Raw genomic sequence first — 20738 nt, forward strand, 5'->3', positions numbered from 1 at the left:
CGTCGGCGCCCGGGGTGTGCTCAGCCCGCCGAGGGGAGGGTGAACTCGTAGACCAGGGCGTCCGGTTGGGCGTCCACGACGAGGTCCGTGATCTCCAGCGGCCGTGCGTACTGGTCGTGCACGCGCCGGGTGACCCGCACCGATGGCGTGTCCGCGAGCGGGGTGATGGTGTCCCGGTGGTGGAGTGTCAGACCGGCCCTGCGCATCCAGTCGTAGGCGCGCCGCAGTTGGGCCGAGGCGGCGCCGTCGGCGCGGTCGCGGTAGCGGGCCAGCTCCTCGACCTCCGCCAGGGCCACGGCGGAGAAGGAGGTCACGGCGGTGCGGCGGCCCCGGCCGTCGGCGGCGGCCGATTCGTAGCGGTGCACCAGGGTGGGGCGGTGCGGGGCGAGTCCGAGGACCTCGGCGTGCTCCGGCGGGGGAGTCTCCCAGCTGACCCGGGCCCGGTCGAGGGCGCCGGGATCGGCGGCCCGGACGCCGACCGGGAAGCTCAGCGAGGTGGGGCTCTCCAGCGGCAGCCCCGGCAGGGTGGCGTGGCTGCCCCGCCGGTCGGTGGCGACCAGACCGTCCCGGCGCAGTACCTCCAGCGCCTGCCGGACGGTCTCCCGGCTGACGCCGAAGTGTCCGGCCAACTGCCGCTCGGCGGGCAGCCGTTCGCCGGGCGGGACGGTCCCGTCGCGCAGCTCGCCGAGCAGCTGCGTCGCGACGCGCCAGTACAGCGGTTGCCCTTCGGGGAGGGGACGGTCGTGCGGGGTGGTGCGGTCCATGCCGCGCCTCCTGTTGGTGACGTGCCGTAGCCGTGCGGACTCGATGCGCCACCAGATCTAGCATTGGTCTAAACCACGAGGGAAGACCGGCTTGCGGGTTCGGCCGAAACCGGCCTGCCCGGCATGTTTCTCACAGCGCGCCGTAGAGCGCGTCGATCAGGGCCATCTTGCGTGGGTCGTCCGCGATATGAGGCCCCATCCGGTTCATCACGTACCCCAGGGACACCCCCGCCTCCGGGTCGGCGAGGCCGCAGGAGCCGCCGAAGCCGTCGTGTCCGAAAGCGCGCGGGTTGGGTCCGTAGGAGCCGTGCGGGCCGCTCAGCCAGAGCCCGAGTGCCACCTCCGTGTCGCCCCCGAGCCCGGCGCCGAGCACCAGGTCGCGGCAGCTGCCCTGTCCCTCGCGCACCCGCTCGGCCGCCTCGGGGGACAGGATGCGGTGGCCGTCGTAGGAGCCGCCGCCCGCGAAGATGCCGTAGAGCGCGGCGACCGCTCTTGCCGTGCCGTGGCCGTTCGCGGCCGGGATCTCGGCGGCCCGCCACTCGGCCGTGTTCGCCTCCCTCGCGCCCACCACCGGATTGGCCAGCGCCGCGAGTGCCGGCGGCGTCAACTGTGCGAAGGCGGCGGCCTGTTCACTGCTGGAGGCGGCAGGAGGGCGCACCAGCTCCGCCGCCCGGCCGGCCTCCTTCTGGGGCAGCCCGATGCGGAAGTCGATCCCGAGCGGCCCGGTCACCTCCTGCTCCAGGAAGGCCCCCGGCAGCAGTCCGGAGACCCGCCGGACGACCTCCCCGACCAGAAAGCCGAACGTGAGCGCGTGATACCCGGACTGCGTCCCGGGCTCCCACCACGGCTCCGTCGCCGCGAGCCGTCGTGTCGTGCACTCCCAGTCGTAGAGCTGCTGGAGCGAGTGCGGTTCGCGCAGGCCGGACAGTCCCGCGCGGTGCGACAGCAGATGCCGTACGAGGATCTTGTCCTTGCCGGCCGCGGCGAACTCGGGCCAGTAGCGCGCCACCGGCGCGTCGAGGTCGAGCAGGCCCCGGTCGACGAGGATGTGGGCGCACAGCGCGGTCGGCCCCTTGGACGTGGACCACACATTGACCAGCGTGTCGCGCTCCCAGGGCCGGGTCCGGGCCGCGTCGGCCCAGCCGCCCCACAGATCCACCACGACCTCGCCGCCGATGTCGACGGTGACCGCGGCGCCGAGTTCCCCGCGGTCGCGGAAATTCTCCTCCAGCGCCGTCCGCACCGCCGTGAACCGCTCGTCGCAGTGACCGTGCACCACCGGCTCGCGCTGCGCCATGAAGCCCTCCGTCGTCCGTTCTGACGTCGTCCGCCCTGAGCCCGGACCGCGGCACTGCGGCCTGGGCGATGACGAACGTACCGACTGGTCGGACTGGAGGGAAGGTCACAGCAGGAAGAGCCTTCCGGCCACGTCCCGGTCGCCGTCGGCCGTGTGCCAGTAGTCGCGGCTCTCGACCGCCAGGCCGGTGTCGTCGAACCGCACGAGGACGCAGCCCGCGAGGACCGACGCGGTGCCGTCCTCGGTGTCCTCGGCCCGCACCCGGAACTCGGCCGCGGCCAGACCGTTCCGGCCGACCAGCGGTGGCGAGAACCGGACGTCCCTCACCCGCTCCCGCTCGAACGACCACCGCAGGTAGGCGGTGAGTTCCGCCCGGCCCCGGTGCGGTTCGCGGAACGGCATGGAGCGGTGGACGCAGTCCTCGGCGTACAGCTCCAGCAGCCCGTCCACGTCGTGCGCCGCCCAGGCCCGTTCCCAGACCCGGACGAAGCGCTCGGCGGCCACGGAGGTCTCCATGCGCGGCTCCTCGGGCGTGTCAGACGTACGACCGCAGCCAGGCCAGCTTGGCCGCCTCCTGGTGGGGCCCGCCGCCCTCGTGGTCGTTGAAGTCGTACACCTCGATCGTCTTGTCGTCGTGCGCCCAGGCGTTGAAGGCGGCGAAGACCGTGGAGGGCGGGCAGGTCTGGTCCTCCAGGCCCGCCGAGAACAGGGCGGCGGCGCGGCCGCGCGCGGCGAAGTGGACGCCGTCGAAATAGGACAGGGTGCGCAGGGCGTCCTCGGTGCGGCCGCGGTGCGTCTTGAGGAAGAGCCCGATCTCGCGGTAGGGGTGGCGGTCGGTCAGGGTCGCCGCACGCGGGTAGTCGCACAGGAACGGCACGTCCGGTGCGACCGCCGTGAGGTCCGGGACCAGACCGCCCACGGCGATCGTGATGCCGCCGCCCTGACTGGCGCCGAGCGCGACCGTGCGGGACGCATCCGTCAGCGGGTGCGAACGGGCCGCCTCCACCGCACGCACCGCGTCCGTGAACACCCGGCGGTAGTAGTAGTTCTCGGGCGCGTCGATGCCGCGGGTCATGAAACCGGGGTAGGCGGGCGCGCCGCCCACCGGATCCGGGGTACCGCCGCCCCCGCCCCATGCGCTGCCCTGCCCGCGCGTGTCCATCACGAAGTGGGCCCGGCCGGTCGACGCCCACAGCAGATGCTCGTGCGGCAGACCGCGCCCGCCGCCGTAGCCGATGAACTCCACGACCAGCGGCAGCGGTTCCTCGGTGCCCGCGGGCAGCGTCAGCCAGCCCTTCACCGGGTGCCCGCCGAACCCCGCGAACGTCACGTCGTACACGTCCACCGTCGTCAGGCCGGTGTCGACCGGGTCGAAACGGGCGTCCAGGTCGTGCTCTCGCGCTTCTTGAAGGGTCTTGGACCAGAACGCGTCGAAGTCCTCGGGCTCGGTGGACACACTGCGGTACTCGCGCAACTCGTCCAGCGGAAGGTCGAACAGGGCCATCTAGGACCGCCTTTGGGAGAAGCCAGTGCGGAGACGGTGCGGATGATCACACCGTACGTGCGTGGTCCAGCTACCCGCCAGACCCTGGTGAATGCCCGTGTCACCCGGCGGGCGTCACGCCCGGCGCCGGGTCCACTCCGGTTCGGTCCTGGCCCACTCCCGCTCCCATTCGAGCATTCGGTGATTGGTGGCCACGCGGTTGACGATCGCGTTCGCGAGGAGCACCACTCCCACGGCGCCGCCGGTGGCGGTCACGCCGATGGTCAGGGTGTGCTGCCAGATCGCGGTGCCGTCGGGCGGCGGCGGGACGGCCCTGCCCCGGGAGTCGAGCCAGAGGGCGACGGTGTCGCCGTGCCGGGTGCCCGCCGGGACGCGTGCGTTCGTGGTGTGCGTGCCGGTGACGGGGTCCTTCCAGCGCACGTCCACACGGTAGGAGTGCTGCCGTCCGCCCTGCACGGCGGGCAGCTGCTCGGGGGCCTTGCCGACGACCTCGGCCCGTACGCGATGCCGCTCGGCGCGCTGCGCCGCGGCGATGCCCTGCGCCTCGTCATGGGCCCACCAGGCCGCCAGCACTCCCGCCAGCGGCGCACCCACGAACATCAGGACCGCGACGGCCAGCGCCGTCCATGCCGCGATCACGTCGGAGCGGCGCCGCAGCGGATTGTGCCGCCAGCGCCAGCCGCGCACCTGGGTACGCATGTCGACCTCCTCGCCGTCACCGAAGCCGGAGGGGCCGTAACCTTTTCGGGTTCGTATTGTCCCTCCGTTCGGTGTATGTGCGCGAGTGCCCTCGGGGTCCGGGTACCCGGCGGGCCGGAGATCGCTCACCGCGAGAACGCGCCGATGCCGTGGTGTGCGCCACGCCGGCCCGACCTCTCCGGTCAGCCGAAGCGTTCGATGCGGATCCGGTCCACGGGCTGACCGGCCCCGACGAGCAGCCGCGAGGCGTGCTCGGCGAAGGCGTTGGACCCGCACACATAGGCCTCCCACCCACCAGGAGGCCGCTCGGCCAGGAGCGGCGCCACATGTGCGGCCGCCATACGTCCCACGGGCACGCCTTCAGGGGCGCTCCGCGTGAACAGGGGTGTCGTCTCCGCGCCGAACTCCCGCGCGTAGATGAGCTCCTCGGGGCTGCGCGCGGACACCAGCAGCCGCAGAGGCACGTCCAGGCCGCGCGCCCGGTGGTGCCGCACCATCGACATCAGCGGTACGACCCCGGAGCCGGCCCCGACGAGCAGCGCGGGCCGGTCGCCCGGCCAGGCGAAGAAGCCGCTCAGCGGGCCGCGCACCTCGACCCGGTCGCCGGGCCTGGCCGTCTTGTGGAACCAGCCCGAGACCTCGCCGTCCGGCACCCGGTCCAGGGTCACTTCGAGATGCCCCCGGTCGTCGGGGGCGGACGCGATCGAATAGTGCCGCTGGGCCGTGTACCCGTCCGCGGCGGTCAGCCGCAGCAGCAGGTGCTGGCCGGGCAGATGCCCCGCCCAGCCGGGCACCGCGAACCGGAAGGTGGCCGCGTGCGGGGTCTCCCGGCGGATCTCGGTGAGCGTGGCCGTGTGCCACCGCGCGGCGGCCTGGTCGCTCACGGGGACACGGCCGGGCACGGCGAAGCGCCTTGCGGGTGTGTACGTCTCAGTCACCGTGGTACCGCTGCTCCTGCCAGGGGTTGCCGCGGGCGTGGTAGCCGTTCTGCTCCCAGAAGCCGGGCTCGTCGTGGTCGAGGAGCGTGAGGCCCGCGATCCACTTGGCGCTCTTCCAGAAGTACAGATGCGGCACCAGGAGCCGGGCGGGCCCGCCGTGCTCGGCGGGCAGCGGCCGCCTGTCGTACTCCCAGGCGATCCAGGCACGTCCCCCGGTCAGGTCCGCGAGCGGCAGGCTCGCCGTGTACCCGGTGTGGGAGTGGGCCACGGCATGGGTGGCGGACTCATGGGGCCGCACCACATCGAGGAAGGCGTCCAGCGACACCCCCGCGAAGCGCACCCCGAACTTCGACCAGCCCGTCACACAGTGGATGTCGCCCTCGTACGCCGACTCCGGCAGCGCGTGCGCCTGCTCCCAGTCCCAGGTCCGCGACCGCTCCACGAGCCCGTCGACGCGGAAGGTCCAGTCGGCGGGCGCCAGTTCGGGGGTGACCTCCGCGGACAGGACGGGCCAGTCGTCGCCCGCGTCGTACTGGCCGGGCGGCAGACCCGGTTGATGGACGCGGGGGCGTCCGGTGAAGCCTCGGGTGACGTTCATGGAGATCCAGCGGGAGGGAGGCGATTGGTTACGTCTTCAACCGTACGTGCTCGCCGGCCGTGCTCATGCCCGGGGCCGCCGGCATCCGGGCAGCGCTCATGAACGCCGTATGAAGATCAGGAGCCCCGGGAATAGCCGGCCGCCGATCACCCTTGCTGACTGTTGCCGTCGTCGACAGCGAAGGAGTGTGAGAGACATGCCCAAGGCGTACGTCTTCACGCGCAACGGCGGGCCCGAGGTGGAGGCCCTGATCGAGGTGGAGCGGCCGGTTCCGGGAGCCGGCCAGGTGCTGGTCGCGGTGCGCGCCGCGGGCGTGAACCCCGTGGACTGGAAGCTGCGCAACGGATTCCGGCGCCCGGGCGACACCGGGGAGCGCGCGTTCCCCGCCTATCTGGGCAGCGAGGTGTCGGGCGTCGTCGAGGCGGTCGGCGACGGGGTCGAGGGGTTCGCCGCCGGGGACGAGGTCTTCGGGCAGCCGGTGGTCGGCGGGTACTCCGAGTACGCCTTGCTCCCGGTCGGCTTCACCGCCCACAAGCCGGCGGCCGTGTCCTTCACCGACGCCGCCACCCTGCCCGTCGCGGGGGCGACAGCGTACGACGGGATCCACCAGCTCGACCTGCCGGCCGGCGCGACCGTGCTCGTCACCGGCGCGGGCGGCGGTGTCGGCGTCGCGGCGGTGCAGATCGCCCGCACACTCGGCCTGCGCGTCGTGGGAGTCGCGAGCGAGGCCAAGAAGGACCTGATCGAGTCCCTCGGCGCCGTGCACGTGCCCTCCGGAGAGGGCTGGACCGCGCGTGTGCCGGAGGGCGTCGACGGCGTGTACGACCTCGTCGGCGGCGCCGTCGTCACCGAGGCCGCGACCCTGCTCGCCGACCGGACGAAGCTCGTCACGGCCGCGGCGTCGCCCGACGAGGTGCGGGCACTCGGCGGCGCCCGCGTGGCCCGGGTCCGCACCCCTGAGCGGCTGGCGGAGGTGGCCGACCTGGTGGCGACGGGCGGCCTGGACCCGCAGGTGACGCGGACCTTCCCCCTGGACCGGGCCGGAGAGGCGCTGCGCACTGTCGAGGACGGCCACGCCCGCGGCAAGATCGTGATCGTCCCGGAGAACGCCGCATGAGCCACGTCCTCGACCACCCCGCCCTGGCCTCCCTGACCGGCCCGCACGCGCACTTCGCCGAGCGTCGCGGCCGGGTGCTGCGCTACCCCGTCGACGTGACGCCGTGGCAGGCACTGCCCGAGGAGCCCGACGCCGACGACTGGGCCGACCTCGCGGCGCTCGCGGGACCCGGTGCCGACGTGCCGCTGCTCGGCTTCCGCGGGGAGGTCCCGCCGGACTGGGAGATCACCTTCCGGATCGAGGGCGTGCAGTACGTCGACGACGGCCTGGCCGCCGCCCCCGAGCCGGAGGCGGTCCGCCTCGGCCCCGACGACGTCCCCGAGATGCTCGACCTGGTCGAACGCACCCGGCCCGGACCCTTCCTGCCCCGCACCATCGAACTCGGCACCTACCTGGGCATCCGCCGGGGCGGCGCCCTGATCGCCATGGCGGGGGAGCGGCTGCATCCGCCGGGCTGGACCGAGATCAGCGCCGTCTGCACCGACCCCGCGTACCGCGGCGAGGGCCTGGGCACCCGGCTGATCCTTGCCGTCGCCCACGGCATCCGCGAGCGCGGCGAGACGCCGTTCCTGCACACCGGCGCCGGCAACACGAGCGCCATCCGGCTCTACGAGTCCCTCGGCTTCCGGCTGCGCCGCACCACGGCGTTCATGTCCGCCCGCGCACCCGAACACCTCACGGACGAACGGGTGGTGGCCGTTTACTGATCGGCCTCCTGCTCCTGATCGGCTTCCTGTTCCTGATCGGTTTCCTGGTCGTCGTCGCCGTAGCCCTCGGGGGGCCACGCGTTGTAGCGCACGAGATAGGCGGCGAACCGCTCCAGGTCCTCCGCCGGCCAGTGCGCCAGCCGCTCCCGGAAGGCGGTGCGGCGGCTCTCGGTGACCTGCGCGAGGATCCGGCGGCCCGTGCCGGTCAGGTGCAGGACCTGCACGCGATGGTCCTCCGGGTCCACCCGGCGCTCGATCAGGCGGGCCCGCTCGAGCGCCGCCACCTGGCGGCTGACCGTGGACTTGTCCAGGGCGTAGTGCGCCGCGAGGTCGGTCGCCCGGCAGCCACCGCTCTCCTCCAGATGCCCGAGCAGGGTGTACGAGACCAGTGACAGCTCGGGGTGCATACGGCCCGCCGAGGCACGCGCGCGCCGGGCGAAGGCCGTCATCTCGCGCTGGATCGTCTCCACCGCTTCGTCTGCTTCCACCGGACCTCCTCACTCGGCACGGAATATCACTCGACCCGGCTTGGTTGTATAGTACAACTTGAATGAGAGTTGTATAAGCCAACTACCTGTCCAGTCGTCTGGAGGTTGCGAACGATGAGGTCGCCGGCCCTTCGTCATGTGATCACGCACCTGATCACCCCGCTGCTGATGTGCATCGGCATGGGACTCGCGTACATGGGGGCGTTCGTGACACCGGCGCCCCACCACCTGCCCGTCGCCGTCGTCGGCTCCGGCCCGCAGGTGAAGGTGTTCGCGCAGACCGTCAAGGACGAGGCGGGGGACAAGCTCGACGTCCGTACCGTCGCCACCCGCTCCGACGCCGTCCACCTGCTCGACTCCCGCGCCATCACCGGCGCCTACGTGCCCGGCGCGAAGACACCGGAGCTCGTCGTCGCCTCCGCCGCCTCCGACATGGACGCCACCGCGGTCGAGAAGGTCTTCACCCCCGTCGCCGCCGAGCAGGGCGCGGCCCTGAAGGTCACCGACGTGGCCGCACCCGTCGACGACGACCCCACCGGGCAGGGCCTGTTCTTCCTGCTGATCGCGCTGAGCATCGGCTCCTACGCCTCCGTCGCCGCGCTCGGCGCCGCCGGCGGCACCCTGCCGATGCGGATCCGCGCCCTGCTCGCGCTCGGCGTCTCCGCCGTCGTCAGCGGCATCGGCGCGCTGCTCGCCGGGCCCGTCTTCCACCTTGCCCACCACGACCTGGCGAACCTGTGGGGCATGGCCTGGCTGTACTCCGCCGGCATCCTCTTCGTCGGCGTGGGCCTGCACACCTTCCTCAAGCGCTGGACCACGCTCGCCATGATGGTGCTGTTCGTGATGCTCAACTTCACCAGCTCCGGCGGGTTGTTCCGGCCCGACCTGCAGAACGGCTTCTTCGGCACCCTGCACGCCTTCTGGAACGGCGCCGGCTTCGTCGAGGGCGCCCGCAGCCTGCTCTACTTCGGCGGCGACGGCCTCACCCGCAACGTATGGACGCTTGCGGCATGGCTGCTGCTCGGGCTCGCCGTCACGGGGATCGCTGCGGCCTACGAGCGGTCCAGGGCAAGGGCCGCGGGCACCGCTGCGGCACCCGTGAGCGCACCCGAGGAGACCGTCGTGGCCGACGCGACCGCGACGGCGGAGGAGGGGGCCTCGACGGCGAAGGAGGGGGCCTCGACGGCGGAGGAAGGGTCCGCGACAGCGGAGGAAGAGGTCGAGGAGACGGTCGGCGTGTGACGTCCGGTACTGTGGCCGTCCGGCCGTGGAACGCCCCGGCCCCGGAGACCGAGGAGGTGAGACCCATTTCCGCAACACGCAGGTCGGGTGCTCTCCCCACCGGTCAGGCGTGTCACCGTCCGTAGGTGACCGCGAGAGCGCCCTTCGACTCACCGAAAGGCTCTCGGCCCTCATGCCTCCATTGTCTCCTTCTCCTTCCTTCCCGTCGTCGCCGTCCACCCGTGACTCCGTCGTCGCCGCGCTGCGCGCCGCGGGCTGTGTCTTCGCCGAGGACGAGGCGGAGTTGATCCTCGACGCCGCCCGCACACCCGAGGAACTGGCCGCCCTGGTCGACCGCCGGGCCGCCGGGGTTCCGCTCGAAGTCGTCGTCGGCTGGGCGGAGTTCCGCGGACTGCGCATCACCGTAGAGCCCGGCGTCTTCGTGCCCCGCCGCCGTACCGAGTTCCTCGTCGAACAGGCCCTCGCCCAAGTCCCGGACGCCTCCGTCGTGGTGGACCTGTGCTGCGGTTCGGGCGCGGTCGGCGCGGCGCTGGCCCGAGCGCTCGGGCCCGTGGAACTGCACGCCGCCGACCTCGACCCGGCCGCCGTCCGCTGCGCCCGCCGCAACATCGACGGCCACGTCCACCAGGGCGACCTCTTCGACGCGCTGCCGGACGACCTGCGCGGCCGTATAGACATCCTCGCCGCCAACGTCCCCTACGTCCCCACGGACCAGGTCGACCTGCTCCCGGCGGAGGCCCGCGACCACGAACCCCTGTCCGCCCTCGACGGCGGGCCCGACGGCCTGGACACCCTCCGCCGAGTAGCCGCTGAGGCCCCCCAATGGCTGGCCCCAGGCGGCTGCGTCCTCGTGGAGACAAGCGAACGCCAGGCCCCGACAGCCCTCGACGCCTTCGCCACCGGCGGGTTGAGGACGCGCCTCGCGGTTTCGGAGGAGCTGTACGCCAATGTCGTGATGGGGGTCAGGGGGCTTGACCAGTAAGGGGGCGGGGTGCGGCGTGGGCGTCTGTTCTGGTGGGCCGCGGTGCAGAGCGGACTGTCTTACTCGGCCGCGGTGCCGGTGGCGCGGGGCATGGTGTCCTGACCGGTCGCAGTGCCAGGAGCGGGGTCGATCGTCTTGATCGGACGTGACCCTGGGGATGGAGCCGACCGCCCTGACTGCCGTGGCGCCGGGACGCAAAGCCGATTGCCCCGACCGACCGCTACGTCAGGTGGTCGCGCCGTTGTCCGACGGGCTCGCCGACGGGGCGGGCAGGCGCCAGTTGCGGTGGCCCGGGAACTTGTTGGGGCCGTCTCCGCGGCCGCCCTTGTCGCCGGGGCGCTTGTTGTTCCAGGTGCCGGTCAGTGCGTGGGTCGCGGTCCTGGTGCCGTTGTCGGAGCGGGTGCCGATGAGGAAGGCGGTGTCGCCCTTCTTGAGGCCGTCGGCGCCGGAGCCCTTCGTGCCGTTGTGCAGCACGGTGGTGTCCGAGTTCACGGTCCACGTCCACTGGGCGCCGTCGTCGCTCTTGACGGTGACTTGGTCGCCGTCGGTCTTCTCGACGGTGCCGCGCTGCCAGGTCCGTACGATCCACTTGCCGGTGTCCTGGTCCTTGACCGTGGCCTCGCCGTGCACGCCCATACCGCCGGCGCCGAACCACCGCCCGCCGTGCCGGTCACCCGGTCCGTGCGGGGACGGCGACGCGGATCCGGAGGCGGAAGGCGTGGCCCCCTGGCCCGAGTTGCCCGAGGTGGCGGCGTAGGCGACGGTGCCGCCGAGGGCGAGGACGACGACCGTGGAGGCCGCGATCACGGCACGCGAGCGGCGGGACGGCCGGCGCCACGACCGCGGCGCGCGGTCCGCCCCTCCGGGACCCGTCATCACTTCCATGTCCGGTGAGGTCCCGTTCCCGGCAGTGGGTTCCTGGTCCGGCTCGTGCATCACGGCTCGCTCCCATCGGCCACGGCCACGGCATCCGCATGCCATGCCTACCTGTGATTGTCGAATGAGGACGATAAAGAGCAGGTAATCAGTACCTGTGAATCCGGCTCACCGGCACGTCTTCTGCACCCGCGCGATGAGCAGCGCCACGTCGTCGGAGTTGTCGGGCTGGTGCAGCGTGCGCAGCAGCAGGTCCGCGACCTCCTCCAAGGGACGGTCGGGCCCTTCGAGCAGGGACAGCAGGGCGTCGAGGCGCTCGTCGAGCGGATGCTGCCGGGTCTCCACCAGACCGTCGGTGTACAGCACGAGACGGTCACCCGGCTCCAGATCGACCGTAGTCGTGGAGAAGGCGACCCCGCCCACGCCCAGCGGCACGCCGGTGGGCAGTTCGAGCAGCTCAGGCGGCTGCCCGGGACGCAGCCGGGCCGGCGGCAGATGGCCCGCGTTGGCGATCCGGCACTGCCGCAGCTCGGGGTCGTGGACGGCGTAGACACAGGTGGCGATGGAGTGGTCCAGGTCCTCGGTGATCCGGTCGAGGTGCTCCAGGAGGCGTGCCGGATCGAGGTCGAGCGAGGCCAGGGTGGTCGTCGCCGTGCGCAGCCGCCCCATGGTCGCCGCCGCGTTGATACCACTGCCCATCACGTCGCCCACCACCAGCGCCGTCTTGCCGCCGCCCAGCGGGATCACGTCGAACCAGTCGCCGCCGACCTCGGTGGTGCCGCCGGCCGGCTGGTAGCGGGAGGCGACCTCCAGGCCGCCGGTCACGGACGGATGGCTGGGCAGCAGGCTGCGCTGGAGGGTGAGGGCGGTGTTGCGGGCGTTCTGGTACCAGCGGGCGTTGTCGATCTGCACCGCGGCCCGGGACGCGAGTTCGCGGGCGAGCAGCAGGTCGTCCTCGCTGAACGGCAGCGGGTTGTTCGTGCGCTTGAGGTCGAGCGCGCCGAGCACCTCGCCGCGCGCGATCAGCGGCACCGCCAGATAGGAGTGGACGCCCGCGCGGGCCAGCTGCTCCGCCGCCTCGGGCGAGCGGGCGATCCGGGACAGATGCGCGGGCGCGACGTGCGGCACCATGACCGGACGGCCGGTGCGCACGCACTCGGTGACGAGCCGGTCGGGGCCGTAGCGGGCCACCTGCCCGGGCGGGTCGGCCGCCCGGAGCGCCTCCGGGGCGTCGTCCGCCTCTACGGCCAGGGCACGGATCACCGCGGACTCCGCGGGACCCAGACTGCTGCGTCTGCCCGCCACCACCGCGTCGAGCAGATCCACGGCGGCGATGTCGGCGAGCTCCGGCACGGCGACGTCGGCCAGTTCGCGGGCGGTGCGGTCCAGTTCCAGGGTGGTGCCGATCCGGGCGGAGGCGTCCGCGATGACCTGCAGCCGCCTGCGGGCGGCGTCCGCCTCCACGCCGGCCCGGTGCTGGTCGGTGATGTCCACGACCGAACCGGCCAGGCCCAGCACGGTGCCGACCGTGTCGTCCAGCCGGTACAGCGACATCGACCAGACGCGCTCGTTCTCCGGGTCGGCGTGGGTCCGCCCGACGGTCTGCTGGTCGACCAGGGGCCGCCCGGTCTCCAGCACCCGGCGCGCCGCCGTCTCGATCAGGTCGACGTCCAGATGCGGCAGCACCTCGCGGATCGACCGGCCGACGTGGTCCTTGGCCGACAGCCCGTTGATCTGCTCCAGCGCGGGGTTCACGGAGACGAACCGCAGATCGGTGTTGAGGACGGCCAGGCCGATGGGGGACTGGGCGATCATGCGGGTGGACAGGGCCACGTCCCGTTCGAGGCGCCGTACGGTCGACCGGTCGGCGCACAGTCCCAGCGCGTAGACGTCGCCGTGGTCGTCGAGCAGGCGCATGTTGCGGAACTCGACGAGGCGGGTGGTGCCGTCCTTGCGCCGGATGGGGAAGGCGCCGGCCCAGCTCTGGCCGGTGAGCATGACGTCGGCGAAGAGCTTGATGACGAGGTCGAGGTGCTGTTCGTGCACCATGATCCGGGCGGCGTACTCGCCGAGCGCCTCGTGGGCCGGGTAGCCGAACAGCTGCTCCGCCTGCGGGCTCCACAGCACGACGCGTCCCTCGGCGTCCAGCACCACCGAGGCCATGCCGAGCACGTCGAGCAGCCCGCTCGGCCGTACGGACTCCTCGCCCCCGGCCGCCGGAAACTCTGGTGCACTCATTCCACGCACCGCCTTCGCCCGTTCACGCGGCACGTCGTTCCCCCGTGCCGACTCCCCATGTTCTACCGCGCTCAATCGTCCCTGTGACGCCTCTGTCGCCCACCTCCACCATCCCTCAACACCTCCGGGGCCCTTGCCGGGAGCCGTCACGACACTACCCGGGACGCAGCGTCGCCGAGTCGAAAGCCTCCGTTACCGAGGTGGTCTGTACATGACCACCTGGCGTGGCCAGACTGAGCGCCGAAACCCGCCCCGCCCCCCACGGAGGAGCCCTTCCATGCCCCTGCGCTCGCGGCAACGTCGTCAAGCGGCCCTGACCGCGGTGCTCGCCCTCGCGACCGCCGCCGTCCTGTCCGCCGCCCCGCCGGCCTCGGCCGCCGACACCTGGAACGAGGTGGGCTCCGACCGGGCGGACCCGCTCACCGAGAGCCAGGGGCTGACCTCAGTCGAGGTGCCGGCCGGCAGCCCCAACCACTACACGGGCATCGGCACCATCCCCGCCGACGTGGCCGCCCGGGGCTGGAACCACGTGGGCGACCCCGACGCCTCCTACGACGGCCACTACGTCGAGCCGTACCAGGCCGACTCGGGGAACGCGAAGATGTACCGCGTGCAGGCGCCGGACGGGAGCTGGTCCGAGTACGTCCACACGCTCGGCCCCGACGAGGCCCTCAACAACTCGTGGGTCGCGATCTCGCCGGACGGCCAGTGGATGCTGTCGGGGGAGTACGGCACGATGAACCGCTTCCTGGTCTTCCCGACACCGGGTGTCAACGCCTCCACCTCGCCCTCGGCGAACCTTCCGCAGGTCTCCACCGTCCGGCTCGACCATGCCGTACGCGATGTGCAGGGCTGCGACTTCTCCGGCCCCACGACGCTGCTGTGCTCCTCCGACGACCCGGACGACTCGCTGTTCGGGATGACCAAGCCGCTGCTCCAGGTGGACCTGTCGGCGGCGCCGAACGGCACGTCGGACGTGTCCGGGCACGTCACCGCGCTGCGCCAGCTCCCGCTGCGCAGCGCCTGCTCCGGCACGTTCGAGGCGGAGGGCATCGACTACGACCGCCGGGACGGCACGCTGCGGGTGATCGTCGTGTCGCCGGGGTTCTGTGTGCTGACCGACAGCAAGACGTACCGCTTCACACGGGGCTGAACCGCGCGCTGGTCCGGCCCGGGCAGTGGTGCTTTTCTGGGGGAGTGGCGCGGTACGCGGACAACTCGCACCGCCGCGCCACCCCCGCGAGAGGAGCGACCATGATGGACCGTGTGCGACCGCACGAGGAGCCCGTCTCCCTCGAGATCAGTGGATGCAGCAAGGAGGACGCCCGGATCGTCTTCGACACGCTCTGCACGTGCTTCGAGTCCGACCGGGCCGCGAACGAGGTGCCGCAGCAGCTGCACGAGACGCGTCCGATGGTGTGGCTCGGCACCTTCGAGGTGACCGACGCCCACGAATGCCCGGCTCCCGCCCGGCTGTCGTCCTCCGTCGAGGTCGACGCGCAGGGTGGCTACTGGGCGATCGAGCGCCTGCGCTCCACGCTCGACCCCCTCTTCACCGTCCGCGACCTCACCTCGGCCTCGGGCGACCAGGAACGCGAACTGCACGTACGCCTCGAAAGCCGATAGCCCGGCGCCTCTGCGTGGCCCTTCTCACCCCTCCTTCATTTTGCAACTAGTTGCAGAACAAGCTCCGGGTCCTCTACAACAGTGAGCACGTCACCGCACACGGAGGGCCCGATGAGCCGCTACCCCCATCTGCTGAACCCGCTCGACCTGGGATTCACCACGCTGCCCAACCGCGTCCTCATGGGCTCCATGCACGTGGGCCTGGAGGAGGCCGAGCGGGGTTTCGAGCGCATGGCGGAGTTCTACGCCGCCCGGGCGCGCGGAGGGGTGGGCCTGATCGTCACCGGTGGCATCGCGCCCAACGACGAGGGTCGCCCGTACGAGGGCGGCGCCAAGCTCACCACCGACGCGGAGGCCGAGCAGCACCGCGAGGTCACCGACGCCGTGCACCGCGAGGGCGGCCGGATCGCGATGCAGATCCTGCACTTCGGCCGGTACGCCTACCACCAGGACCTCGTCGCGCCGAGCCCGCTGCAGGCCCCGATCAGCCCCTTCCCGCCCCGCGAGCTCACCGACGCCGACGTCGAGCGGACCATCGACGACTACGCCCGCGCCGCCCGGCTGGCCCGTCAGGCCGGCTACGACGGCGTGGAGATCATGGGCTCCGAGGGCTACCTCATCAACGAGTTCATCGTCGCGCAGACCAACCACCGCACCGACCGCTGGGGCGGCTCGTACGAGAACCGCATGCGCTTCCCGGTCGAGATCGTCCGGCGCGTCCGCGAGGCCGTCGGCGAGGACTTCATCGTCATCTACCGGCTGTCGATGCTGGACCTGGTCCCCGGCGGCTCCACGCTCGACGAGGTGATCACCCTTGCCAAGGCGGTCGAGGCCGCCGGGGCGACGATCATCAACACCGGGATCGGCTGGCACGAGGCCCGCATCCCCACCATCGCGACCTCCGTGCCGCGCGGCGCCTACAGCTGGGTCACCAAGAAGCTCATGGGCGAGGTGTCGGTCCCGCTCGTCACGACCAACCGCATCAACACCCCCGAGCTGGCAGAGGAGTTGCTCGCCACGGGCTGCGCGGACATGGTGTCCATGGCCCGCCCGATGCTCGCCGACCCCGACTTCGTCGCCAAGGCCGCGCAGGGCAGGCCCGAGGCGATCAACACCTGCATCGGCTGCAACCAGGCCTGCCTCGACCACACCTTCGCCCTCAAGATCACCTCCTGCCTGGTCAACCCGCGCGCCTGCCACGAGACCGAACTCGTGCTGTCCCCCACCCGGTTGAAGAAGCGCGTCGCCGTCGTCGGCGCCGGACCGGCCGGACTCGCCTGCGCCGTCTCGGCGGCCGAGCGCGGTCACGAGGTCACGCTCTACGACGCCGCCGGCGCGGTCGGCGGCCAGCTCAACGTCGCCAACAAGGTGCCCGGCAAGCAGGAGTTCGACGAGACCCTGCGCTACTTCCGCCACCAGCTCGACGCCCACGGCGTGGACGTACGCCTCAACACCCGTGTGGTGGCCGGTGACTTGACGGGATTCGACGAGATCGTCGTCGCCACCGGCGTCACCCCGCGCACCCCCGACATCCCCGGCCTCGACCACCCCAGCGTCGTCGGCTATCTCGACGTCCTGCGCGACGAGGTTCCGGTCGGCGACCGGGTCGCGATCCTCGGCGCGGGCGGCATCGGCTTCGACGTGGCGGAGTTCCTCACCGACGGCGGGGACAAGGCGAGCGAGGACCCGGCGACCTACTTCCGCCAGTGGGGCGTCGACATGGACTACCGCGGCCCCGGCGGTCTTGTGACCCCCGAGCGCCAGGCACCGCCGCGCAGCGTCCACCTGCTGCAGCGCAAGGAGAGCAAGGTCGGCGCGGGCCTCGGCAAGACCACCGGCTGGATCCATCGCACGGAGCTCAAGCACCGCGGCGTCACCATGGTCCCGGGCGTCCGCTACGACCGCATCGACGACGCCGGCCTGCACATCACCGTCGGCGACGAGAGCACGGTCCTCCCCGTCGACACCATCGTGCTGTGCACCGGACAGGACCCGCGCCGCGACCTGTACGAGGAGCTGGTCGCCGCCGGACGCGACGTGCATCTGATCGGCGGTGCCGACGTGGCCGCCGAACTGGACGCCAAGCGGGCCATCAAGCAGGGCACGGAACTGGCGGCGGCCCTCTAGAAGCCGTACCGCCGTCCTTAGGATGACCGCATGTCACTCCCGCACGCGATCCTGACCGCCCTGCTGGAAAAGCCGTCCTCGGGGCTGGAGCTGACCCGTCGGTTCGACAGGTCGATCGGCTACTTCTGGTCGGCGACGCACCAGCAGATCTATCGCGAGCTGGGAAAACTGGAGGCCGAGGGCCACATCAGGGCGCTGCCCTCCGAGCAGCCGGCCCGTGGGCAGAAGAAGAGCTACGAGGTCCTGCCCGCGGGCCGCGCCGAACTGGCCCGCTGGACCGCCGCGTCCCAGGACCCGAAGCCGCACCGCGACCCGCTGCTGCTGCGGCTGCGCGCGGCGGCCGTGGTGGGCACCGCGGGGCTCGAGGCCGACCTGAACCGCCATCTGGAGCTGCACAGGCGGCAGTTGGCCGACTACGAGAAGATCGAGCAGCGTGACTTCCCGCCCGGGAAGGACGCTCCGCACGACCGGATCCGGCACCTCGTGCTGCGGGCCGGGATCGACCTGGAGACGTTCTGGACGCAGTGGCTCACGCATGCCCTGGAGGAGTTCGCCGAACTGCCGGAGTCCGGGACGACGTGAAAGGAACGGCGTGACCGCTGTCGCCGTCAGAAGCGGTGCGGCTTCGCGCGCCTGCGCAGGAACCAGCCCGTCGCGATCACACCCGTGCCCACCAGGGCCGCGCCCACTCCCAGCGTGACCGGGCCGTAGTCCTTGACGGCGCCGCCGAGCCCGCCCGCCACACCGCGCGAGAGCGAGGGCGAGGGCGCGGGCTTGGACGTGGCGGAGATGGTGGGTCTGGAGGCGGGGGAGACCACGACGGACTGGGTGCCCGCGGTGCTGTTGTTGGACGAGCAGATGACGATCACCGTGTATGTGCCGGCGTTCACGCTCGACCAGGCCGCCGACTGCAGGGCGGTGGTGCCCGACAGCGACACCTGACGTCCCTGGGCGAAGTTCGTCTGGCCCCTGCTGAGCAGCGAGGCGGTGCCCCAGCTGCCGCTGCTGCTGGTCCGGGCGCACTGGGTGGTGGTCACCGAGACCGTGGACCCGCTGGTGCTCACCGAGATGCCCGAACCCTGCGCCACGGCAGGGGTGGCCGCCAGGGCGAGGGGCAGCACGGCGGCGGCCGCGGTGGTCAGGGCGGAGCGGGGAAGTGGCTGGGAGTTGCGCATTGGTCTGCCCTCCGACGGCACGGTCGGCGGCACATCCCTTGCGCCGCCGAGGGTCGGGAAACGCCCGTGCTGCCTCAGAGGCAGCCAACGTCCCCGCCGCCCCTCCCGCATGCGGACCGCGCCCGGGCAGGTGAACGATTCCTTCGTCCGGGCCATGCGGACGCGCCCTGGGCCGGGTGTGCCCTCAGTCTCCGCTCGTGTCCCCGGTGGTCACCGTCCGCTCAGCCGACCAGCCTCCCCAGGTCCCGTCGGGCAGCCTGGCCCCGATCCGCACGCGATGGGTCACGCCGGCGTCCCTGCCGACGTAGAAGGAGTACGAGGCCTTGGTGCGCGGTGCGTCCCCGCCGTACACCAGAGAGGTGGCCGCCCGGCCGTCGAGGCGGATCCGGTACTCGGTGATCACTCCGTCCGCGCGCGGCGGGATCCAGTGGAGGTCGAGGTAGTAGGCACCGCCGGCGCGGTGGCCGGTCGCGTGGAAGGCGGTGGGTGCGGTGTTGCGGCCGTCGTCGGAGCCCGGGGTGGTGAGGCGGACGGTGGAGCCGGGCGGCGAGGCATTGTCGGCGGCGTCGCGGGCCCGGACGGTGAAGGCGTAGTGGGTGCCGGGACGCAGCCCCGTGACGACGGTCGCCGTCTGTGCTCCGCCCACACTGTGGATCTTCGAGGAGCCCTGGTAGATGTCGTACGAGACCACGGCTCGGTCGTCGGTGGAGGCGGACCAGGAGAGCTCGACCTCCCTGCTGCCGATCACCCGGCCCCGGGTACGGCCCGGCCGACTCGGCGCAGTGTCGTCCGCCGCCACGTCCACCGGGGTCGTCGCGCGAGCCGCGCGGCCCGCCGGTCCGAGCCGGCCCTCGGTGTCCCGGGCGCGCACGGAGAAGGCGTACTCGGTGGAGGGCCTGAGGCGGGTGACGTCCACCATGTGCTCCGAGCCCGGCACTTCCTCGACCTTTGTGGTGCCGCGATATACCTCGTAGACGCGGACCCGGGGGTGGGCGGACACCGCGTTCCACATCACGTGCACGCTGGTCGCGCTGCCCGCCGCCGCGGTCACGCCCGTGGGCGCCGCCGGCAGCGCGCCGCTCTCGTCACCCGCGTCGTTCAGGCCGCAGGACCCGACGAGGGTGAGGGCCGCGCAGAGCGCGAGGGCGCGGTACACGAGCACGGTGGCACGACGCACGGCTCTGCCTCCCCGGGCCGCGGCAATGGTCCGGACCAATATCGCGCGGCTGACGTGGTCGCATCAAGAGGGCGGTCCGGCGGGGGTGGTGTTGGTCGCCGCCCGCGAGGGTTACGTATGCTGAAGCACCTCACGGCTGAACTCTCCATGAGGGCTGGTGAGTTATGCCGGTGGCGCGGACCGCTGTCGTCGCTGTTCCCGCGCCCGACGGGGGTGGTCGGGCAGCCTGAGTCGATACGGACTCAGGCGCCCGGCCCCCGCCGCTCGCACCCTGTTGCGTGCGTCTGGCCTCCCGTTGCGCGCGCCCGGCGCGCCACGCCGTAGGTCGCCTGAAGCCCGTACGCCGGTTCGCCCGCCTACGGTGTCCGCATCATCACCAACGGCACATAACGGGCATAACGCCTGCCTGTGTCCCTACAGGAGAGGCCCTTCATCGTGCGTGTCCAGTCGCTGACCCTGGCCGTGGCCGGCGCCGCCCTGCTCGCCCCGTCGATGGCGGCCGCCGCCGAACCCCGTGTCCCGGCGGAACCGACCGCCGTGCGCGAGGGTGACGTCCGCGCCGCCGACCTGCTGGCCAGGGCGCGTGACTGCACCCGGATCTCCCACGGCCGCTTCCGCAGCGACCACGGGAAGCGTGCGGCCGTCACGGTGTGCGGCACCCGGCACGCCGTCTTCTGGAAGGCGGACATGGACATCGACTGCGACGGACAGCCGGGCCCACGCTGCAACCGACGTACCGATCCGCTGTTCTCGGCCGCCACCGCCTACCAGCAGTCCGACGGGCGCGCGTTGAGCGCCGAGCGCCTTCCGTACGTCGTCGTGCCCGCCGCCGACTCCGTCTGGAACCCGGTCGCGTACGGCGTCCGCGGAGGAACAGTCGCCGCCGTGGTGTACCGCGACCGCGTGCAGTACGCGGTGGTGGGCGACATCGGCCCGCGCGGCCTCATCGGCGAGGCGTCCTACGCCACCGCCAAGGGCCTCGGCATCAACCCGGACCCGCGCCACGGCGGCGCATCCTCGGGCGTCACCTACATCATCTTCAAGAACTCGCAGGCCAAGCCGATCGAAAGCCACACAGCCGCCGTCGTTGCGGGACGACGGTTGGCGCGGCGGTTCGTGCAAGGGGAGTAGGCCTCCGGCTGTTTGCAACGCTACGGGCGGCGCAGCGGACCTGCCGCGGGAG

The 20738-nt window shown here is 72.2% G+C and carries 21 protein-coding genes; 9 read left to right on the forward strand and 12 right to left on the reverse strand.

Annotation, left to right across the window (positions count from 1 at the left end; all coding sequences use genetic code 11):
- Nucleotides 1-20: 20 nt before the first annotated feature.
- The 7 genes from JYK17_RS04900 to JYK17_RS04930 all read right to left on the reverse strand — a co-directional run bounded on the left by JYK17_RS04900 (nucleotide 21) and on the right by JYK17_RS04930 (nucleotide 5800).
- Nucleotides 21-764: a GntR family transcriptional regulator gene (locus JYK17_RS04900; RefSeq protein ID WP_108012715.1), complete on the reverse strand. Its 744-nt coding sequence runs from the start codon at nucleotides 762-764 to the stop codon at nucleotides 21-23.
- Between the two features lie 130 nt (nucleotides 765-894).
- Complete coding sequence (locus JYK17_RS04905; protein WP_108012716.1) at nucleotides 895-2061, reverse strand: serine hydrolase domain-containing protein; 1167 nt, start codon at nucleotides 2059-2061, stop codon at nucleotides 895-897.
- A gap of 105 nt (nucleotides 2062-2166) precedes the next feature.
- Nucleotides 2167-2577 carry a nuclear transport factor 2 family protein gene (locus tag JYK17_RS04910; RefSeq protein WP_222809833.1) on the reverse strand — a complete coding sequence of 137 codons (411 nt, stop codon included), beginning with the start codon at nucleotides 2575-2577 and terminating at the stop codon, nucleotides 2167-2169.
- Nucleotides 2578-2596: 19 nt separating this feature from the next.
- Nucleotides 2597-3565, reverse strand: coding sequence for an acetylxylan esterase (locus tag JYK17_RS04915; RefSeq protein WP_222809834.1), 969 nt, complete (start codon nucleotides 3563-3565; stop codon nucleotides 2597-2599).
- Nucleotides 3566-3679: 114 nt separating this feature from the next.
- Entirely contained in the window at nucleotides 3680-4264 is a 585-nt protein-coding gene (locus JYK17_RS04920) for an Rv1733c family protein (RefSeq protein ID WP_222809835.1), read from the reverse strand.
- Nucleotides 4265-4446: 182 nt separating this feature from the next.
- On the reverse strand, nucleotides 4447-5202 hold the full coding sequence (locus JYK17_RS04925) for a ferredoxin reductase (protein ID WP_108012720.1): 756 nt from the start codon (nucleotides 5200-5202) through the stop codon (nucleotides 4447-4449).
- Nucleotides 5195-5800, reverse strand: a complete 606-nt coding sequence (locus tag JYK17_RS04930) for a sulfite oxidase-like oxidoreductase (protein WP_108012721.1) — start codon at nucleotides 5798-5800, stop codon at nucleotides 5195-5197. Before JYK17_RS04930 ends, JYK17_RS04925 begins: the two co-directional genes overlap by 8 nt.
- 196 nt (nucleotides 5801-5996) lie before the next feature.
- On the opposite strand from JYK17_RS04930, the gene JYK17_RS04935 reads away from it, so the two are divergent.
- Nucleotides 5997-6917 (forward strand): NADP-dependent oxidoreductase, encoded by a 921-nt coding sequence (locus JYK17_RS04935; protein WP_222809836.1) that lies wholly within the window; start codon nucleotides 5997-5999, stop codon nucleotides 6915-6917.
- Nucleotides 6914-7624, forward strand: a complete 711-nt coding sequence (locus tag JYK17_RS04940; protein ID WP_222809837.1) for a GNAT family N-acetyltransferase — start codon at nucleotides 6914-6916, stop codon at nucleotides 7622-7624. The genes JYK17_RS04935 and JYK17_RS04940 overlap by 4 nt, the downstream gene beginning before the upstream one ends.
- Here JYK17_RS04940 and JYK17_RS04945 read toward each other — a convergent pair.
- Complete coding sequence (locus tag JYK17_RS04945; RefSeq protein WP_128803999.1) at nucleotides 7618-8112, reverse strand: MarR family winged helix-turn-helix transcriptional regulator; 495 nt, start codon at nucleotides 8110-8112, stop codon at nucleotides 7618-7620. The two genes, JYK17_RS04940 and JYK17_RS04945, sit on opposite strands and share 7 nt — an antisense overlap.
- A gap of 114 nt (nucleotides 8113-8226) precedes the next feature.
- On the opposite strand from JYK17_RS04945, the gene JYK17_RS04950 reads away from it, so the two are divergent.
- Together JYK17_RS04950 and JYK17_RS04955 are read left to right on the forward strand one after the other, a co-directional pair.
- Nucleotides 8227-9354 (forward strand): ABC-2 transporter permease, encoded by a 1128-nt coding sequence (locus JYK17_RS04950; RefSeq protein ID WP_222809838.1) that lies wholly within the window; start codon nucleotides 8227-8229, stop codon nucleotides 9352-9354.
- A 172-nt stretch (nucleotides 9355-9526) separates the two neighbouring features.
- Complete coding sequence (locus tag JYK17_RS04955) at nucleotides 9527-10336, forward strand: putative protein N(5)-glutamine methyltransferase (RefSeq protein ID WP_222809839.1); 810 nt, start codon at nucleotides 9527-9529, stop codon at nucleotides 10334-10336.
- A gap of 225 nt (nucleotides 10337-10561) precedes the next feature.
- On the opposite strand, the gene JYK17_RS04960 is transcribed toward JYK17_RS04955, so the two are convergent.
- Nucleotides 10562-11212 carry a WavE lipopolysaccharide synthesis family protein gene (locus tag JYK17_RS04960; protein ID WP_128804000.1) on the reverse strand — a complete coding sequence of 217 codons (651 nt, stop codon included), beginning with the start codon at nucleotides 11210-11212 and terminating at the stop codon, nucleotides 10562-10564.
- 168 nt (nucleotides 11213-11380) lie between these two features.
- Nucleotides 11381-13450, reverse strand: coding sequence for a SpoIIE family protein phosphatase (locus JYK17_RS04965; protein WP_108012728.1), 2070 nt, complete (start codon nucleotides 13448-13450; stop codon nucleotides 11381-11383).
- 277 nt (nucleotides 13451-13727) lie between these two features.
- Between JYK17_RS04965 and JYK17_RS04970 the strand changes: the two genes are divergently transcribed.
- The 4 genes from JYK17_RS04970 to JYK17_RS04985 all read left to right on the forward strand — a co-directional run bounded on the left by JYK17_RS04970 (nucleotide 13728) and on the right by JYK17_RS04985 (nucleotide 17785).
- A complete protein-coding gene (locus tag JYK17_RS04970) occupies nucleotides 13728-14603 on the forward strand; it encodes a hypothetical protein (RefSeq protein WP_222809840.1) in 876 nt (291 codons plus the stop codon).
- Between the two features lie 104 nt (nucleotides 14604-14707).
- Entirely contained in the window at nucleotides 14708-15076 is a 369-nt protein-coding gene (locus JYK17_RS04975) for a hypothetical protein (protein ID WP_108012936.1), read from the forward strand.
- Between the two features lie 111 nt (nucleotides 15077-15187).
- Nucleotides 15188-17203, forward strand: coding sequence for an NADPH-dependent 2,4-dienoyl-CoA reductase (locus JYK17_RS04980; protein WP_108012730.1), 2016 nt, complete (start codon nucleotides 15188-15190; stop codon nucleotides 17201-17203).
- 30 nt (nucleotides 17204-17233) lie between these two features.
- Nucleotides 17234-17785 carry a PadR family transcriptional regulator gene (locus tag JYK17_RS04985; protein WP_108012731.1) on the forward strand — a complete coding sequence of 184 codons (552 nt, stop codon included), beginning with the start codon at nucleotides 17234-17236 and terminating at the stop codon, nucleotides 17783-17785.
- A 26-nt stretch (nucleotides 17786-17811) separates the two neighbouring features.
- On the opposite strand, the gene JYK17_RS04990 is transcribed toward JYK17_RS04985, so the two are convergent.
- Nucleotides 17812-18378 carry a hypothetical protein gene (locus JYK17_RS04990; protein ID WP_222809841.1) on the reverse strand — a complete coding sequence of 189 codons (567 nt, stop codon included), beginning with the start codon at nucleotides 18376-18378 and terminating at the stop codon, nucleotides 17812-17814.
- A 184-nt stretch (nucleotides 18379-18562) separates the two neighbouring features.
- Complete coding sequence (locus JYK17_RS04995; protein WP_222809842.1) at nucleotides 18563-19555, reverse strand: fibronectin type III domain-containing protein; 993 nt, start codon at nucleotides 19553-19555, stop codon at nucleotides 18563-18565.
- 435 nt (nucleotides 19556-19990) lie between these two features.
- Here JYK17_RS04995 and JYK17_RS05000 point away from each other — a divergent pair, with 435 nt between their 5' ends.
- Entirely contained in the window at nucleotides 19991-20686 is a 696-nt protein-coding gene (locus tag JYK17_RS05000; RefSeq protein WP_108012734.1) for a glycoside hydrolase family 75 protein, read from the forward strand.
- Nucleotides 20687-20738: the final 52 nt, after the last annotated feature.

The sequence above is a fragment of the Streptomyces plumbidurans genome (assembly GCF_019857225.1).
GTDB lineage: Bacteria > Actinomycetota > Actinomycetes > Streptomycetales > Streptomycetaceae > Streptomyces > Streptomyces plumbidurans.

Coding starts and splice junctions, on each gene's coding strand:
- JYK17_RS04900 (WP_108012715.1), bottom strand. CDS start 764: ATGGACCGCACCACCCCGCACGACCGTCCCCTCCCCGAAGGGCAACCG.
- JYK17_RS04905 (WP_108012716.1), bottom strand. CDS start 2,061: ATGGCGCAGCGCGAGCCGGTGGTGCACGGTCACTGCGACGAGCGGTTC.
- JYK17_RS04910 (WP_222809833.1), bottom strand. CDS start 2,577: ATGGAGACCTCCGTGGCCGCCGAGCGCTTCGTCCGGGTCTGGGAACGG.
- JYK17_RS04915 (WP_222809834.1), bottom strand. CDS start 3,565: ATGGCCCTGTTCGACCTTCCGCTGGACGAGTTGCGCGAGTACCGCAGT.
- JYK17_RS04920 (WP_222809835.1), bottom strand. CDS start 4,264: ATGCGTACCCAGGTGCGCGGCTGGCGCTGGCGGCACAATCCGCTGCGG.
- JYK17_RS04930 (WP_108012721.1), bottom strand. CDS start 5,800: ATGAACGTCACCCGAGGCTTCACCGGACGCCCCCGCGTCCATCAACCG.
- JYK17_RS04935 (WP_222809836.1), top strand. CDS start 5,997: ATGCCCAAGGCGTACGTCTTCACGCGCAACGGCGGGCCCGAGGTGGAG.
- JYK17_RS04940 (WP_222809837.1), top strand. CDS start 6,914: ATGAGCCACGTCCTCGACCACCCCGCCCTGGCCTCCCTGACCGGCCCG.
- JYK17_RS04950 (WP_222809838.1), top strand. CDS start 8,227: ATGAGGTCGCCGGCCCTTCGTCATGTGATCACGCACCTGATCACCCCG.
- JYK17_RS04955 (WP_222809839.1), top strand. CDS start 9,527: ATGCCTCCATTGTCTCCTTCTCCTTCCTTCCCGTCGTCGCCGTCCACC.
- JYK17_RS04960 (WP_128804000.1), bottom strand. CDS start 11,212: ATGACGGGTCCCGGAGGGGCGGACCGCGCGCCGCGGTCGTGGCGCCGG.
- JYK17_RS04965 (WP_108012728.1), bottom strand. CDS start 13,450: ATGAGTGCACCAGAGTTTCCGGCGGCCGGGGGCGAGGAGTCCGTACGG.
- JYK17_RS04970 (WP_222809840.1), top strand. CDS start 13,728: ATGCCCCTGCGCTCGCGGCAACGTCGTCAAGCGGCCCTGACCGCGGTG.
- JYK17_RS04975 (WP_108012936.1), top strand. CDS start 14,708: ATGGACCGTGTGCGACCGCACGAGGAGCCCGTCTCCCTCGAGATCAGT.
- JYK17_RS04980 (WP_108012730.1), top strand. CDS start 15,188: ATGAGCCGCTACCCCCATCTGCTGAACCCGCTCGACCTGGGATTCACC.
- JYK17_RS04985 (WP_108012731.1), top strand. CDS start 17,234: ATGTCACTCCCGCACGCGATCCTGACCGCCCTGCTGGAAAAGCCGTCC.
- JYK17_RS04990 (WP_222809841.1), bottom strand. CDS start 18,378: ATGCGCAACTCCCAGCCACTTCCCCGCTCCGCCCTGACCACCGCGGCC.